Source organism: Pseudomonas sp. CF161 (assembly GCF_000416215.1).
In the GTDB taxonomy this organism is placed as follows: Bacteria; Pseudomonadota; Gammaproteobacteria; order Pseudomonadales; family Pseudomonadaceae; genus Aquipseudomonas.
The window spans coordinates 129576-144657 of sequence record NZ_ATLP01000117.1 but is presented as its reverse complement, the minus strand read 5'-3'; the positions used below and the strand labels follow the sequence as shown (position 1 = coordinate 144657).

Here is a 15082-nt window from a genome sequence, read left to right as displayed (position 1 = left end):
GGAACGGGGCCATAGTGGAGTCGGTCAAGACATCTGTATATTGCTGTTTTTTGAAGCCGTGATTCTAATAATCAGATGCCTTGGGCAGGGGAAAACAGATGGACTATCGGTATTTTTTGGCGGTTATCGATGCCGGTTCCCTGGCAGCGGCGGGGGAGCGGCTGCACATTGCGCCCAGTGCCGTGAGCCGGCAGATTGCCCTGCTCGAGGAGAGCGTCGGCGTGCCGCTGTTCGAGCGCCGTCCGCGCGGCATGCAACTGACCGCCGCCGGCGAGGCACTGGCCGAACATGCCCGGCGTACCTGGCTGGAGCAGGAAAACATCCTCGCCGAACTACGGGGCGAGGGTTACCCGGGGGCCAAGGTTATTCGGCTGGTGTCCACCGAGGGCTTGTCGCGTTATTTCCTGCCACGGGCGTTGCTCGAACATCACCGCCTGCGCCCCGGGGCCGAGTACCGGCTGGATGTGATCTCGCCCCATGAGTGCGTGCAGCGCATTCGTCGGGGCGAGGCGGATGTGGGTCTGACGTTCAGCACCGAACCGGTGGAGGGGGTCAATGTGTGTTACTCGATCCGCTCGCCGATCCGCGCCCTGATGCGTGCGGGGCATCCGTTGGCTGGCGCTGGGTTGCTGTCCTTGGAAGACGTGCAGGCGTTTCCTGTGGCCCTGACCCCGAAGGGCACGACTCAGCGGCAACTGCTGGACCTGGTGTGCCAGATGGACGGCCTGAGTTTTAACCAGGTGATGACCTGTAACTTCTCCGGGGCTTTGCATGAGTTTGTGCGCCAATCCGACACGGTAGCGTTTGCCAGTGCCATCAGTGGCGAAGGGCAGGGGATGGATGGGCTGGTGTCGGTGCCGTTGTCCAACCCGCGCTTGGGGGATCGGGATGTTCAGGTGCTGACCATGCCCAAGCGGGTGCTGCCGGAGAGTTTGGTGTTTTTTATTGAGGCGTTGATTGTGGGGTTGCAGAAGGAGGGGGGGTAGATCAAACGTTAAACCCAGGCGGCCCACCGGCCGGCCTGGGAGGCTGCGCTGGTCCTATCAGACACTGCAGCAGCATCCAGTGGCGAGGGAGCTTGCTCCCGCTCGAGCGCGTAGCGGTCGTAAACCTGAACCCGCCGATCTTCTGGGTGTACATATCCATTGTTGCGGTTGTGGCTGCTATGGGTTCCGCTCTTACAGCGGGTCACTTTGGAACAGCCCCAAAGTAACCAAAGGGCTCTTGCCCCACCACTCGGTGCCTCGCCTAGGCTCGGCATGCCCTCACTCCGGCATTGATCCGTGGGCCGCCGCAATGGGCCATCCCTGGCCCAGTGCGGCTAACCCGGCGTCCTGCCGGGTTGCCCACGGCTCAATACCTGCGTTCGGCCATCGTGGTTAACGGGGCGCCTCAGATCAAAATCAAAATCAAAATCAAGACGGCGGCCTTCCGGCCGGCTTGGTGCGTCGCTCTGTAGTCGCTGCCGAGCCTGCGCTGGCCCTCCCAGTCACCCAACACATCCGCCACTGCCACCGCCCGAACGCCCCCAAATCCTCATCCGCAGCTACAGGTCAACTGCTCGCCGCCCTCGCTCCTCACCGCCCCAATTTCTCCATCGCCGCATCCGCCAGAAAAGACGACCGGCTCTTGATGTTGTGCTCGCGCACGAACCGGTCGATCCGCTGAATCACGTACCCGGGCAAGGTCACGTTGACCTTCTCGGTTTTGCCCAGGTAAGGCGCGACGTCGATGTCTAGCATGCCCCAGCCCATCCCCGCGAAATCGGGGTTGGCGCGGTGCTGGCCGATGGAGGTGGGCAGGGGAATGGCGTGTCCTGAGCGGGCCAGTTCTTCGAGCATGATGTGGGCGATTTCCATGGCGGCGCCGTACGCGGTCTCGAAGGTGTCGCCAGCGGTGACGGCTCCAGGAATGTCGGGAATCTGGATGCCGGTGGCGGTGTGTTCGTTGCCCCACTCGATGCAGATGGGATATTGCACGGGGATCTCCTCAATAAATGAAGGCTGAAGGGCTACATCAGTCCAGCCAGTTTCCGGATGGCCCTGACCGTGCCCCGTGGCAGGTCCTTCTTCGGGTGCGGCACCGGAACGGTCTCGGGCCGATAGGGATGCTTGAACAGGTTGTGGCTTCCGGTAACCCGGTCCAGTACCCATCCTGCGGCTTCAAGCTCCTTGATCAGCTGTCTGCTTTGCACCTCCATCTCCTTATCGGGGTGAGGGGTGCTTTATAACTCCAGGCGCATGGTAACGCAGGTTGAATTGTGTGTCTGGAGTTATGTATCGGAAAGTGTCGTTCAGGCGTCTTGGCAAACATCAAAGCGCTTTCGGCCAACGGCTGCCGGTCGCAAAGGGCTGCAAGGGGCCGATTTTTGAAAAAAACGCGCTTTGTACAACACTTAGGGTTCGCCTGTGGGTTTGCCTCGGTTCAGCGCGGCTGGAATGAAGGCATCAGGCCTGATTCTGGAGAAGAAAAATGCTCAACAAAAACACCATCTGCCTCTGGTACAACGGCACTGCGCAAGACGCTGCGCAGTTCTACGCCCAGACCTTCCCGGACAGCGCCGTAATCGCCGTTCATCACGCGCCTGGCGACTACCCGGCGGGCAAGCAGGGCGATGTCATAACGGTCGAGTTCACGGTCATGGGCCTCCCTTGCCTCGGGTTGAACGGCGGGGCAGGGATCACCCATAACGAGGCTTTTTCATTCCAGGTGGCGACCGACGATCAAGCCGAAACGGACCGCTTGTGGAACGCGATTGTCACCAACGGAGGCCAGGCAAGCGTCTGTGGCTGGTGCAAGGACAAGTGGGGCGTGTCATGGCAGATCACGCCCCGGGTGTTGACCGCCGCGATCATCGATCCCGATCCCGCGGCGGCCAAGCGCGCTTTCGACGCCATGATGACCATGACCAAGATAGACATCGCCGCCATCGAAGCCGCACTCGCCGGTTAGCCGGCCTGTGAGCCGCTGCCTTTTACTGTTGGCCGTCATCCGAACGCAGCGGCTACAGAGCCTGTAGCCGCTGCCGAGGCACGAGGCTGCGCTGGCCAGAGCCGACGCCGTGATACTTCAGGTGCATCAGGGCTCTTGTCCCGTACGCCACTGAATCACCTCCAACACCGCGCACCCTTCCTGGGTGAGCAGGTGCACCCCACGAGTGATCCGCGTCAGATCACAGTCGGCAATATCTTTCAGATTAAGCGTGGACAGCGTGTCCATCAGATCCCGCACCACAGTGAAACGATGGGCCGCACTGCTGGCCAGATCGTTCAGAGAGGCTTGGGTGTCGAGGTAGAAAACCGCTTGATCGGCGTCGTGGGTGTCGACAGGGGAGAAGCGGGAAAGCGATTGATCGTCCATGGTCGTTACTCGTTGTAGAGCTTCCACCCTTTGCGGCCAAGCAAATTGAGGGTGGCAGCTGTGCGAGGGTTGGCCGACCGGATACAACGACACCGGCACACCCGAAGGTGTCCCGCACACAGCCGCCATAACACAAAATCACAGGCACAAAAAAAGCGTCTGCAATGGTGTTTTGGACGCTGATGCGTCGTTGTAATTCGACCGGCCAAGGTCGTTCGCGGATTTTGCCGCGAGGGCGAACTATAGGGGCGGGGCGTGAGCGACGCAACCGAGTATTGATGGTGGTGTTTGAGTGATTGTGTCGTGGCGATAGCAGTGGCTATGGCGATCTGTAATTAGGTTGTGAGTCGTCCTTGGAATTTGAAGAAATATATGACGGATCGAGCTATCGGCCAAAAGCAGCCGCTCGCAATTGTCCGCTTTCGACCCTTTGTTGCTGATGATGAATAGCAGAGATCGACCAAACCAGAATGCTTACTCGCTAGCCTCCTATATACCCGTTAAAGCAAACGCTGTGAGTATATAGGGGGCATCTAGGCTGTATATTATTGCCGTGATTAATCACTCATCACACCCTTTCGAGAGAGGATCAGCGGTAATCGCCACCGACTATATAGAACTCATGCTAATCAGCACCCTTCGCACTTTCGTAATCTTCAATCTGGGAGACTCGTTCAAATATCACCCCGAAATTTGAAAAATCAAAATCTTTTGCGAATTCCGAATTGCCCTCTACCAAATCTGCAAACCTTGCCTTTGAATGCGCTCCGGCCAACTCAGAAACATTACTGTCGAAAATTTTCTTTATAGATTCCTCCGCTTCTTCGGGCTTCTGCCTAAGTTGAGGGACAGCTTTGCCTCTATTGACAGAGGCAGATTGAAAATAAAATATCTCATTGTCAAAATGCAATCGTTTTCCATCATGGGTTTTTTTTAGTTCATCATCGGTATAATAAAACTCGATAGAAATATTCGAGTATGCCTCTCGGCCAGAGGGTACAGGCAAGCAAAGCCCATAAACATTGTGCCCATAATTTTTGAACATCCGGCCTTTTTCTTCAATGCTTGCAACGATTTTTTCTACATCCCGATCAAATATACCGATAACTGTACAGCTTTGTTTAAGTTTAGATAGCTGTTCCAGTAGTTTTTCAAGCTTCGAATCTCCCCAGTCTGCGGGAACATCGAAGTAATTTAGTGAGCCGCCACATCCTAAAGACTTAGCCGCCGCCCTTAAATGTTGGATGTCAGTTTTACCTTCCGTTACTATCAAGGTTCTCTTGCTTTCCTCGCTCGCCGCCTTCAATTTCAGGAATTGCTCTCGAAAACTTACACTGTCACCGACCATCATGTCGTAGACCTCAGTGTAAAGATCGCTGTTATAAGGGTTCTTTGTTATTCCGAAATTGTCCAGGTCAATAATTTTGGAGCGACTTATAGCTTCGTCGGCCAACCCCATCGCCATAAATGGGGAGTGGGAACTTGTAACAAACTGTACGTTTGGAAAGATCGAAAACAATTTTGGCATGACTTCTTTTTGAAGTCGTATATGTAAATGTTTATCTGCCTCGTCAATGAGTACTATGCCGGATACGCTCGATATTGGGTTTTCACCTATAATAACATCCGCCTGCCGTATGATCTCTCCGGCCAAACACAATGCTGCCGCCTCGCCTGCGGAAATATGAAATATCGCCGGATAAAGGCATTCATTGCTATCAGAGTTTAATATCTGAATTCTCGTATTGCCAAACCCACGTGGACCAACGCCGAAACGAAATTTGGCTGAGGTTTTACCTTGCAAAATCAAGGTGATTATCTGATCAAGCAAAGATTTTATATTGGCTACGCCAGACTGTTGATATTGCATGTCCAATACAATATCCATTAGCCAATTTGAAAATGTGCGCAAGCCAGTAACCACCTCCAGTGGGTTAGGAAGTCTTCCCTTGAAATTATTTTCATTTCGGAAGGATAAATTTACCTCGTAAGGCTGATTGATATATCCCGGTGTTTCGTATCTATATGAAGGGAAATATGTGATGAGATTTGACTCGAAAATTAATTTTGCCTGAGCCTTTTCAATCTTCCAGTGCTTGACCATATTATTCTCAATAAGGCTATGAGACAGTGAATCGAAATCTATCTTGTTCTCGATCATTAAGTCTTGATATTCTGACTCATTCATGGATCCAAAAATATCTACATAATCAATTATTTCGCCATTCATGTTTAGGCGCATATAAAATATCGATGGACGACTCTCGTCTAACTTGTTCAAGCCCGATGTTACCCGGTAGAACTTATGTTCCTTACCTTCAAAGGACCCAGGAAACCAGTTTTTTGCCAACTCGTGAAAAGCGTCGGCTATGTGGGAAATTATAGTGGTTTTGCCACGACCATTTGCAGCTGTCAGTACCGCAATTTCGTTTTCTGATAAACTAACATCTAAGTAATCAAATGGAGATCTATTTTGAAATAATAGCTTTTCTATAAAAACTTTCATCAGTTAAATTCCCTAGCAAGTTGATTTTGGCTATAGTGCTCTGTTTACTCTTACTATCATCTGCCTAAGCTTTCTGATAAATCACCTACGCCCTGAGCTCGAACTGTTGACTTGGTAACCATCAAGAGAAGAGTTCTCAGACTCTCCCTAATTACCAAAATAAATCTAATAGTTAAAGTGGCTGATGATCATTGCCTATATCACAAGTCGCCCACGTCCACAGCGGATGGCGAACCAGTCTCGCAGAGAAACACGGAGACTAGAAGCGAAACGTGAACGGCGGAATCGGATCAAAACAGGTTACTTGTGAACGTCCGCTTCTGGCCGAAAGCAGCTAGTTGTAAACGGCTTCTATCGGCTCTAAGTCTTCCGTCTCTTAGAGGGCTATTGATCAGCGGCTGCTGGTCGACGTTTCTCAACCGTCACGCATAACCATCTCGCAAGACTCCGAACATTTCCTACACCAGAAAACCCCGTCTAGCTTTCCATGGACGCCCCCATGCCGCCCATTGCACTATTGCGCCGACTTTTCAGTCATCCACCATCCTCCCGTCAATGGCCGCCCCATCAACGGCCCACGCTAAGGAAGCAACCCGTTTTATGACCGTCTCCGAACTGTTCGCTGCTATTCGTAAACCCTATGTTGAGACGCTTTCACGTGTCGCTGCGCAGTGCGCGTCGCACGTTGAGCCGGCTTATAGAAACAGCGATGGCTCATTGGCCACGGAAGGTGCAATGGACACGCCCTGTCGGGTGGATTTGATTACAGCGGAGGGCGTTTCTGCTGGGCAGCTGGTGCAGGTCGATTCTGAAACCGAGCTGGCCTTTGAGCCTGTACGTTTTGAGCTTGGGCAGACGGCGGTGGTCATTTCGCCGTTTGGTTGGGACTGGTTGCCGTTGCAGGTGCGGGGTTTGAGTGGGGAGGTGGCTTCACAGGTGGTTCGGAGCTGGTTCTTTGAGTGGTTCGATGGGGAGGATGAGAACTCGCCTACCGAAGAAGGGCTGCAAGGTGTGGTGCATTTTGTGTCGGACCCGGAGGCGACGGAGGAGGGGTACAGGGTGAAGATTGATTTGGGGTCGGCTCCGGGGGAGGCGGTGGAGGGGCTGTTGTTTGAGTTGTCAGATGCGGGGGCTATTGGGGTTGCGCTTGGGTGAATGAGTACATCCGGAGAGGTACGGTATTTATGGGGGCCAGCGTAGCCTTCGGCAGCGGCTATAGGGGCGGATCAGGCCGTGCGGGAGGCTCCCTCGCCACAGAACCCACCCTTCCATAGCAACGGGTATCCAGCACCTGTTTTTCCTGACGTGGGCGCTCTTTTCAGTGACGTCTGTAGGCACTCCAGGCCCAGCAGGGCAATCCTGTCTAAGGGGAATGGCCAAAGGTCATATTCAACAGTTTCTGTCTTTATAGCGCTGTGCAGGCATTGCCCTGGAGTTACGGCACTTCAGCTTGAGTTTTTTCATCTTGAACACGGCGCGGCTCTTTAATGGGTCACTGCGTGATATGTGGTTACAGGAGGAGTGGGAGGGGTTTTTAATGTGCAAAGAGTGAACTGGATATAAGTGAATTTTTGCTCGTGGTTTTGCAGTTTAGTTAAAGGCCGATACTTGTGAGTATTTTGGCTTTTTATAAAAGAGTTTTTGGAGTGGTTCTTTAGGAATTGTCTTATGTGTCAGTGGTTTTTTGACTGCTACGCTGATGCCTGTTTGTAAAGGCAGTTGTTAATAATAATAAGGAAGGCTCATGAGTATTGAAAAGGCAATGCGTTATCAGGATTATTCTGTTCCTTATCTCGTAGATGAAACGTTGCGTGAAGGCATAGAGCGAACGGCGTTTCCCATCACCGTTGATGCGAAAGTATCTATTCTTAAAAAAATGATAGACGCTGGATTGCGCGACTTTGTTGTTGGGTGCGGTCCCGAAGAGCCATTGGTCTGGGATCGTTTGCATCAGGCACGAGAGGCGAATGAAATTCCTGCGAGTACCAAGGCCACCTTTATTGTTTTGCTGAACTGCTGGGAAACAGCTTTTCAGTATTTCAAAGCTCGTGAAAAACATGTTGGCTGGATTGCTGATACCGTATTCAGCTTTGGCATGATTACTTACAAACAAAGTGAGCTGGAGTTTGATCGTGCCGTAGCGGCCTTTCGAAGTATCGGTGCCACTAAATTCAAGGCCAGTGTTCTCAATAATTTCAGGAAGGGTATTTCTGAACCTCGTTATCAAGAGATCCGTCGACAGATCGATTGGGCTGTCAAACTGGGCGTCAGTGTTATTCGGATCAATGATTCTGTTGGGTCTTTACAACCACACGTTACTCAATGGTTGTGTTCAAAATTGGTAAAAGATTATCCGGAATTGGTTTTCTGTCTGCATGCTCACAATGATAACGGGTTGGCAGTGGCGAATACTATGCAAGCTATTAATTCAGGCTTTCAAATGGTCGAAGGTTCACTGGCTGGGTTCGGAAATCGCTCGGGTATTGCTCCGTTAGAGCAAGTGGTGAAAGTTTGCAATTCAAATAATATCACTTTGGGTGAGGGCGACCTTCGTTTGGGTAAATTAGTGGAGGCGGCTATTGCTTGTGAAGAGGCTTTTCTGCAGCTTCCTAATGTTTATCGTCCTGTGAGTGGCAGGTTTGAAACGGATTCCAACTACGGTGTCTTGAATATTCCTGATTTTCTCGAGACGGAAGATGATAAGGGGTATTTTGTGAATTATGTAGGTTTGCACCCTCATACGATTCGTCAAGCGCTTGAAAGTTACTCGTCTGGAGCGCTGGATGTATCTGGTATTTCAGATGATGTGCTATGGAAAATGGTCGGCCAGCTAAAGGTAGATATGAATCGGTCTATGTCGGGGTTGGAGTCTAATTACAAGAAGGTCATGAGTGATGTCATGGCTTTCTATCGCAAAAGCACGTATACGCCTCAGCAGTTGGCGCAGTATGCAGAGCGTGTTCTGTCACAAGAGAGTTCAACTCATGGATAAGGTCGCTACGGTGGTGCTGCCTTTATTTGCCATGATTTTTGCCGGGTTTTGGATCGTGCGTATAGGCGTTATTGGTAAGGAAACGGTAAAGGGCTTGGTCGGTGTGGTTTTCTGGTTATTCCTTCCTTGTTTTATTTTTATCAAGACACTTGGGACCCGTGATCACGCCGCGCTGGATTGGCGATTGTTGGGGGCTTACTACGCTGCCTGCTTAGTCACATTCATGATTGCCGCGCTGGGTGGTTGGAAGATTTGGGGTGGCGGCGCCAGGGTTGCTTGTCTGCGTGGCCTTTCGTCCATTTCCGGTGTGGTTGGGTACATGGGGTTGCCCTTGATGGTCATGGCCTTTGGCGATGAAGCAACGTTGCCAACGGTGATGATCACCATGGCCGACAACTTGGTAATTCTGGCGGGTGGGGCGTTCATCATGGAGATGACCGCTCAGCGCCGTGACGAGACCAGGCCCAGCATGCTCAGTGTGGTGAAATCCACGAGCAAGGCGATTATGACTAACCCGTTGATCCTTGCTGTGGCTTTGGCCGTGGTGTTTATCTTTGCCGAACTCTCGTTGCCGAGCCCGCTGCTGATATTCGCCACCCAAATGACTAATGCGACAGGGCCTCTGGCTTTGGTCGCCCTAGGGGCTGCATTTGCCGTGCACAAAAGTGAAAACCTGGCGAAGGCCGATACCCTTGCTTTAGCGATTTTGAAAGTAGTGGTATTGCCGGTGCTGGTGTTTATTTCAGCTAAGTACGTTTTTGAGTTAAGCGATTTTCTGGTGAAAATTGCGGTCATCATGGCGGCGTTACCCATTGCGGTTAACGTCTTTATCCTGGCGTCACGCTACAAGACATACGAGAGCGAAGTGTCCAGTAGCATGCTGCTTTCGGCAGTATTCGGCATTGCTAGCATCTCTTTGCTATTGGTCGTATTCGATTGATGGCTCTGTAAGGCTGTCAGAGGCTGAGTGAGCACTTCCACCTGTTGTTTTCGATGCTGTTCAGCCAGATGCGGGGGGAGATCCGCGTGTCGTCATTTGGCGGTATTGAGTGCTCGTGATGCTGGCTAAGATGCGGCTCTTTTCTCTTTAAGGACGAGAGCTGCATTGGCAGCGGTGCTGCGGAATCCATGGCCGTGGTACCAGCAGCAATGGATATGTAGACCTAGACGGTCGGGGGTGCAGGTTTGGGGCCGATGCGCGCTGCAGCGCCAGCCGGCTCAGCGGAAGCAAGATCTTATAGAAAAATTTTATCTCCTTAATTTTAAAGATAAATTAACTTCCGATTTATCGGCATGTTCTCTGCGCGACAGCGCAGCCTCGTTCCTCTGTAGCGGCTACAGGGCTGAAACCAGGCCGGCCGGAAGGCCGCCGTCTTGCCCTTGATTTTGATCTGAGGCGCCCCATTAAACCACGATGGCCGAACGCAGGCAGTGAGCCGTGGGCAACCCGGCAGGACGCCGGGTTAGCCGCACTGGGCCATGGATGGCCCATTGCGGCGGCCCACGGATCAATGCCTTCGTTCGGGCATGCCGAGCCTAGGCGAGGCACCGAGTGGTGGGGCAAGAGCGTTTTGCTTACTTTTGCGCTGTTCAAAAGTGAGCCGCTGTAAGAGCGGAACCTATAGCCGCCACACCCGCAGCAATGGATATGTACACTCATAAACCCGAGGCGTCAGGTCTTGGGGCCGCTGCGCGCTGGAGCGCCAGCCCGGCCCAGCGGGAGCAAGCTCCCTCGCCACAGCAAGCTCCCTCACCCCAACAAGCTCCACCCCCTTACAAAGGTCAGCTCGCCAGACCCGCAGATCCCAAATCTACACCCCAAAAATCAATGCACAATCTGCGCAAGAAACGCCTTGGCCCTCTCACTCTTCGGCGCCCCAAAAAATGCCTCCGGCGGCGCATCCTCCACAATCCGCCCCCCATCCAAAAACAACACCCGCTCCGCCACCTGCCTTGCAAACCCCATCTCATGGGTCACACACAGCATGGTCATGCCACTCCCCGCCAGTTTCACCATCACATCCAGCACCTCACTGACCATCTCCGGGTCCAGCGCCGAGGTCGGCTCATCGAACAACATAATCTTCGGCTCCATGCACAACGCCCGGGCAATCGCCACGCGCTGCTGCTGCCCGCCGGACAGCTGGCTCGGGTATTTGTCGGCCTGGTTCTCGATCCCCACCTTGGCCAGAAACCCCCGGGCCAGTTCCTCGGCTTTTTTGCGCGACAGGCCGCGAACGGTGATCGGCGCCAGGGTGCAGTTGTCGAGCACGCTCATGTGCGGGAACAGGTTGAAGTGCTGGAACACCATGCCCACTTCGCTGCGCACGCGGGCGGCTTCGCGGGTGGCTTGGGAGAGGTCGGTGTTGTCGATGAGGATCCGGCCTTTCTCGGCGATTTCCAGGCGGTTGATGCAGCGGATCAAGGTCGATTTGCCCGAGCCGGAAGGGCCGCAGAGGACGATGCGTTCGCCCTCGCGCACTTTAAGGTCGATGTCGTGCAGCACGTGGAACGCGCCATAGAATTTGTTCAGGCCGCTGATATCCACCACCACTTTGCGGGTGTCGGTGGCGGTGATCGGCGCGGTGGTCAACGGGGCAGTCTGGGTCAGCATGGTCGGGTCTCCGGCGATCAGTGGAAGCGGTCGGCGCTGTAGGGCGCAGGGTCGGTGAACGGCGCGGCGCCGGTGAGCATTTCCGCCAGCAGGCGGCCGCTGACCGGGCCCAGGGTCAGGCCGTGGTGGGCGTGGCCGAAGTTGAACCACAGGCCTTTATGGCGCGCGGCCGGGCCGATCACCGGGCACATGTCGGGCAGGCACGGGCGACGGCCGAGCCAGGGTTCGGCGTCGACCCGTTCGCCCAAGGGGTAGAAGCGGCGGGCCAGGGCTTCGCAGCGGCGCAGTTGGATTTCATTGATCGGGTCGTCGCGGTCGGCAAACTCAATGCCGGTGGTCAGGCGAATGCCGCCGACCATCGGCGCCAGCACGTAGCCGCCCACCGGGTCCAGCAGCGGGTGTTGTAAGTGAGTGCCCGGCAGCGACGCGTAGTGCATGTGGTAACCGCGCTTGATCGCCAAGGGGATCTGGTAGCCCAGGGGTTCGAAAATCCCCCGCGCTTCAGGGCCCAGGGCGACCACCGCCTGTTCGGCGCTGATCACGCCGGCCTCGCTCTGCACCTGCCACTGGCCGTCGACCTGGCGCAGGCTCAGGGCATCGCCGATCACGAAGCGGCCACCGCGCTGCTTGAACAGTTCGGCGTAGCCGCGGGTCAGGCCGCCCGGGTCGGTGACGGTCTTGGGGTCGAGCCAGTGCAGGCCGCCCACCACGTCGGGGTGCAGCCCGCTTTCCAGTTGGTGGATCTGCTGGCGGTCGAGCACCCGGTAGTTCAGGCCGTATTCCTCCAGGGCCAGGGCGTCGGCCTGGGCCTTGGCGAAGGCGGCCGGGTCGTTGAAGGCTTCGATCCAGCCTTCGCCTTGGATCAGGCCCTGCATCCCGGCGGGTTCGGCCAGTTGCATATGTTCGCTGACGCAGCGCTCGATCAGCGGCAGCATGGCGCGGGTGGCGAGGGCCAGGCCTTTGGGCGCGGAATGGCGCCAGTATTGCAGCAGCCAGGGGCCGGCCTTGGGCAGGTGGCTGAAGCTGTAGCGCACGTCCGATTGCTGGTTGAGGCCGTAGCGCAGCAGCTTCGACACTTCCCGGGGGAAGGCGTAGGGGATCACGCTGGCGCGCTCGATCAGCCCGGCGTTGCCGTGGCTGGTGCCGTTGCCCGGTGGCTGGCGGTCGAGCAGGATCACCTGCTGGCCGCGCGCTTGCAGGTGCAGGGCGGTGCTGACGCCGACGATCCCGGCGCCCAGAACGATGGTTTGGCAATGCATGGGGTCAATCCTTGGTACGCGGGCCGCCAGGGCGTCCCGCTGGAGTTCGGTCAGTTGAGGTGGCGGCTGAGGCGGCCTTCGAGAAGTTTCAGGCTGCGCCGCACCACTTCAACGATCACCAGGTACAGCACCGCGGCCCAGAGGTAGATCTGGAAGTCGAAGCTGCGGGAGAAGGCCAGTTTGGTCACGCCCATCAGGTCGTAGATGGTCACCAGGGAGGCGATGGCGCTGGCCTTGATCATCAGGATCAGCTCGTTGCCCAGGGGCCCGATGGCCACCAGCAGCGACTGCGGCAGGATCACTTTGCGAAAGCTGGTCCAGCGCGACAGGCTCAAGGCCTTGCACGCTTCGCGCTGGCCCTCGGCCACGGCCAGCAGGCTGCCGCGCAGGATCTCGGCCTGGTAGGCGGCGGTGTTCAGGGTGAACGCCAGCAGGGTGCAGAACCACGCGTCGCGGAAGAACCACCACAGGCCCACGTCCTGCCAGAAGCCTTTGAACGAGCCCAGGCCGTAATACAGCATGAACAGCTGGGCCAGCAGCGGCGAGCCGCGGAAGAAGTACACATAGGCGCCGCTGACGTTGCGCAGCAGGCGGCTGTTGGACAGGCGGGCGAGGGCGATCAGCAGGCCGAGCACGGCGCCCAGGCTGAAGGAGATCGCCACCAGCTTGCCGGTGACCAGCAGGCCGTCGATAAAACGCGCGCCGTAGCGGTCCAGCAGTTCGGGGCTGAGGAACAGGTTGAGCAATTCATCCAGGCTCATGGGCGCGCGCTCCGTTGATGACGGTTGAAGTACTGCTCAAGGAAGCGGAACAGCTGCCCGGACAACGCCGAGAAAAACAGATAGCCGAAGCAGGCCACGGCGTAGAACAGCATCGGTTCCTTGGTCACGCTGACGGCCAGGTTGGTCTGGCGCATCAGGTCCACCAGGGAGATGGTCGAGACCAGCGAGGTGTCCTTGAGCAGTGACAGCCAGTTGTTCGACAGGCCCGGCAGGGCGATGCGGGTCAACTGCGGCAGCACCACCTTGGTGAAGGTGGTACGGCGCGACAGGCTCAGGGCCGAGGCGGCTTCGTACTGGCCCTTGGAGATGGTTTTGAAGGCGCCCAGCCAGATTTCGCTGGAGAACGCGGCGAACACCAGGCTGAAGGCGATCATCGCGGCGACGAAGGTGTTGATCGCCACTTCGCCGGGGTAGCCCATGGCGCCGAGGATCTTCTGCGCCGCAATCTGGCAGCCGTAGTAGATGATCAGCAGGGTCAACAGCTCCGGCAGGCCGCGAAATACGGTGGAGAAGGTGGTGGCCCAGGCCCGCACCCAACGGTTTTTCGAGCGTGCGGCCAGGGCGACGGCGAGCCCCAGGGGCAGGCCGATGGGCACGCAGCTCAGGGCCAGGGCGATGGTGACCAGGGCCCCGGCCAGCAAGGCCGAACCCCAGCCGCCGCTGGCGAACGATAACAGTGACAGATGTTCGAACATGCTCGAACCCTCAGGACAAATTGAGCCTGCACGCCGGCGCCGCACTCAGGGGGTGAGTGCAGGGCAGGGGTACTCGAAAGAGGCGGGCCGCCACGCGGCCCGGGGCGGTCAGTAGATATCGAAGGCGAAGTAGCGGCTGGAGATCTTCTTGTAGGTGCCGTCGGCCACGATTTCGTCCAGGGCCTTGTTCAGGCGCTCGCGCAGGGCGTTGTCTTCCTTGCGCACGGCGATCGAGGCGTCGGCGGTGGTGCCTTGCACGTCACCGATGATCTTGCAGCAGTCCTTGCCGGCGGTTTCGGCCCAGGCCAGCAGCGGAAACTTGTCGGCGATCACGCCGTCGACACGGCCGGCGGCCAGGTCGCTGTTGGCTTCGTCCAGGGTCGGGTAGAACTTCACGTCGGCACCGGCCGGGCCGTAATGGTCTTCGGCGTAGATGGCCTGGGTCGAGGACGACTGGGCGCCGACGGTGCGGCCCTTGAAACTGGTCTGGGCGTCGGTGATGTCCGAGTCCTTGGCCACGGCGACCGACAGCGGGGTGCGGTAGTAGTGGTTGGTGAAGGCGATTTTCTTCTTGCGCTCGTCGGTGGCGATCATCGAGGCCACCACGGCGTCGTACTTCTTCGCCAGCAGCGCCGGGATGATGCCTTCCCAGTCCTGGGCGACGATGGTGCATTCGACCTTCATGCGTTCGCACAGGGCGTTGGTGATGTCGACGTCAAAGCCGTGCAACTTGTTGTCGGAGTCGACGTAGTTGAAGGGCGGGTAGGCGCCTTCGGTGGCGATTTTCAGCACTTCAGCCTGGGCACCGGTAGCACCGGCGAGGACCATGGCACATGCACTGGCAAAGCGAACGACATTCTTCATTTGGCACCTC

Annotated in this window: 14 protein-coding genes; 5 read left to right on the top strand and 9 right to left on the bottom strand. The window is 56.2% G+C overall.

Annotated elements, in window-relative coordinates:
- The first annotated feature begins 98 nt into the window (after positions 1-98).
- Positions 99-986, top strand: coding sequence for a LysR family transcriptional regulator (locus CF161_RS28130; protein ID WP_020300031.1), 888 nt, complete (start codon positions 99-101; stop codon positions 984-986).
- Between the two features lie 591 nt (positions 987-1577).
- Here the strand turns inward: CF161_RS28130 and CF161_RS28125 are convergent.
- Both CF161_RS28125 and CF161_RS28120 read right to left on the bottom strand, forming a co-directional pair.
- The gene (locus tag CF161_RS28125) at positions 1578-1979 is read right to left on the bottom strand and encodes a type II toxin-antitoxin system HicB family antitoxin (RefSeq protein ID WP_020300029.1); all 402 of its coding nucleotides are present in this window, start codon (positions 1977-1979) and stop codon (positions 1578-1580) included.
- Positions 1980-2011: 32 nt separating this feature from the next.
- Positions 2012-2194 (bottom strand): type II toxin-antitoxin system HicA family toxin, encoded by a 183-nt coding sequence (locus CF161_RS28120; RefSeq protein WP_020300028.1) that lies wholly within the window; start codon positions 2192-2194, stop codon positions 2012-2014.
- Positions 2195-2472: 278 nt separating this feature from the next.
- Here CF161_RS28120 and CF161_RS28115 point away from each other — a divergent pair, with 278 nt between their 5' ends.
- The gene (locus CF161_RS28115; RefSeq protein ID WP_020300027.1) at positions 2473-2952 is read left to right on the top strand and encodes a VOC family protein; all 480 of its coding nucleotides are present in this window, start codon (positions 2473-2475) and stop codon (positions 2950-2952) included.
- A gap of 126 nt (positions 2953-3078) precedes the next feature.
- Here CF161_RS28115 and CF161_RS28110 read toward each other — a convergent pair whose 3' ends face one another.
- Entirely contained in the window at positions 3079-3360 is a 282-nt protein-coding gene (locus CF161_RS28110; protein ID WP_020300026.1) for a hypothetical protein, read from the bottom strand.
- Positions 3361-3985: 625 nt separating this feature from the next.
- Positions 3986-5866: a hypothetical protein gene (locus CF161_RS28105; protein ID WP_156882744.1), complete on the bottom strand. Its 1881-nt coding sequence runs from the start codon at positions 5864-5866 to the stop codon at positions 3986-3988.
- A 600-nt stretch (positions 5867-6466) separates the two neighbouring features.
- Here CF161_RS28105 and CF161_RS28100 point away from each other — a divergent pair.
- The 3 genes from CF161_RS28100 to CF161_RS28090 all read left to right on the top strand — a co-directional run bounded on the left by CF161_RS28100 (position 6467) and on the right by CF161_RS28090 (position 9798).
- Positions 6467-7021, top strand: coding sequence for a hypothetical protein (locus CF161_RS28100; protein ID WP_020300024.1), 555 nt, complete (start codon positions 6467-6469; stop codon positions 7019-7021).
- 589 nt (positions 7022-7610) lie between these two features.
- Complete coding sequence (locus CF161_RS28095; protein WP_043230596.1) at positions 7611-8858, top strand: pyruvate carboxyltransferase; 1248 nt, start codon at positions 7611-7613, stop codon at positions 8856-8858.
- Positions 8851-9798, top strand: a complete 948-nt coding sequence (locus CF161_RS28090) for an AEC family transporter (RefSeq protein ID WP_020300021.1) — start codon at positions 8851-8853, stop codon at positions 9796-9798. The genes CF161_RS28095 and CF161_RS28090 overlap by 8 nt, the downstream gene beginning before the upstream one ends.
- Before the next feature lie 885 nt (positions 9799-10683).
- Here the strand turns inward: CF161_RS28090 and CF161_RS28085 are convergent.
- The 5 genes from CF161_RS28085 to CF161_RS28065 form a co-directional block, all read right to left on the bottom strand.
- Positions 10684-11472 (bottom strand): amino acid ABC transporter ATP-binding protein, encoded by a 789-nt coding sequence (locus tag CF161_RS28085; protein WP_043230593.1) that lies wholly within the window; start codon positions 11470-11472, stop codon positions 10684-10686.
- A 17-nt stretch (positions 11473-11489) separates the two neighbouring features.
- Positions 11490-12731, bottom strand: a complete 1242-nt coding sequence (locus tag CF161_RS28080; protein ID WP_020300019.1) for an FAD-binding oxidoreductase — start codon at positions 12729-12731, stop codon at positions 11490-11492.
- A gap of 50 nt (positions 12732-12781) precedes the next feature.
- The gene (locus CF161_RS28075; protein ID WP_020300018.1) at positions 12782-13492 is read right to left on the bottom strand and encodes an ABC transporter permease; all 711 of its coding nucleotides are present in this window, start codon (positions 13490-13492) and stop codon (positions 12782-12784) included.
- Positions 13489-14208, bottom strand: coding sequence for an ABC transporter permease (locus tag CF161_RS28070; RefSeq protein WP_020300017.1), 720 nt, complete (start codon positions 14206-14208; stop codon positions 13489-13491). The genes CF161_RS28075 and CF161_RS28070 overlap by 4 nt, the downstream gene beginning before the upstream one ends.
- A 108-nt stretch (positions 14209-14316) precedes the next feature.
- Positions 14317-15072, bottom strand: coding sequence for a transporter substrate-binding domain-containing protein (locus tag CF161_RS28065; RefSeq protein WP_020300016.1), 756 nt, complete (start codon positions 15070-15072; stop codon positions 14317-14319).
- Between the last annotated feature and the right edge of the window lie 10 nt (positions 15073-15082).

Coding starts and splice junctions, on each gene's coding strand:
- CF161_RS28075 (WP_020300018.1), bottom strand. CDS start 13,492: ATGAGCCTGGATGAATTGCTCAACCTGTTCCTCAGCCCCGAACTGCTG.
- CF161_RS28085 (WP_043230593.1), bottom strand. CDS start 11,472: ATGCTGACCCAGACTGCCCCGTTGACCACCGCGCCGATCACCGCCACC.
- CF161_RS28100 (WP_020300024.1), top strand. CDS start 6,467: ATGACCGTCTCCGAACTGTTCGCTGCTATTCGTAAACCCTATGTTGAG.
- CF161_RS28105 (WP_156882744.1), bottom strand. CDS start 5,866: ATGAAAGTTTTTATAGAAAAGCTATTATTTCAAAATAGATCTCCATTT.
- CF161_RS28115 (WP_020300027.1), top strand. CDS start 2,473: ATGCTCAACAAAAACACCATCTGCCTCTGGTACAACGGCACTGCGCAA.
- CF161_RS28070 (WP_020300017.1), bottom strand. CDS start 14,208: ATGTTCGAACATCTGTCACTGTTATCGTTCGCCAGCGGCGGCTGGGGT.
- CF161_RS28110 (WP_020300026.1), bottom strand. CDS start 3,360: ATGGACGATCAATCGCTTTCCCGCTTCTCCCCTGTCGACACCCACGAC.
- CF161_RS28130 (WP_020300031.1), top strand. CDS start 99: ATGGACTATCGGTATTTTTTGGCGGTTATCGATGCCGGTTCCCTGGCA.
- CF161_RS28090 (WP_020300021.1), top strand. CDS start 8,851: ATGGATAAGGTCGCTACGGTGGTGCTGCCTTTATTTGCCATGATTTTT.
- CF161_RS28095 (WP_043230596.1), top strand. CDS start 7,611: ATGAGTATTGAAAAGGCAATGCGTTATCAGGATTATTCTGTTCCTTAT.
- CF161_RS28065 (WP_020300016.1), bottom strand. CDS start 15,072: ATGAAGAATGTCGTTCGCTTTGCCAGTGCATGTGCCATGGTCCTCGCC.
- CF161_RS28080 (WP_020300019.1), bottom strand. CDS start 12,731: ATGCATTGCCAAACCATCGTTCTGGGCGCCGGGATCGTCGGCGTCAGC.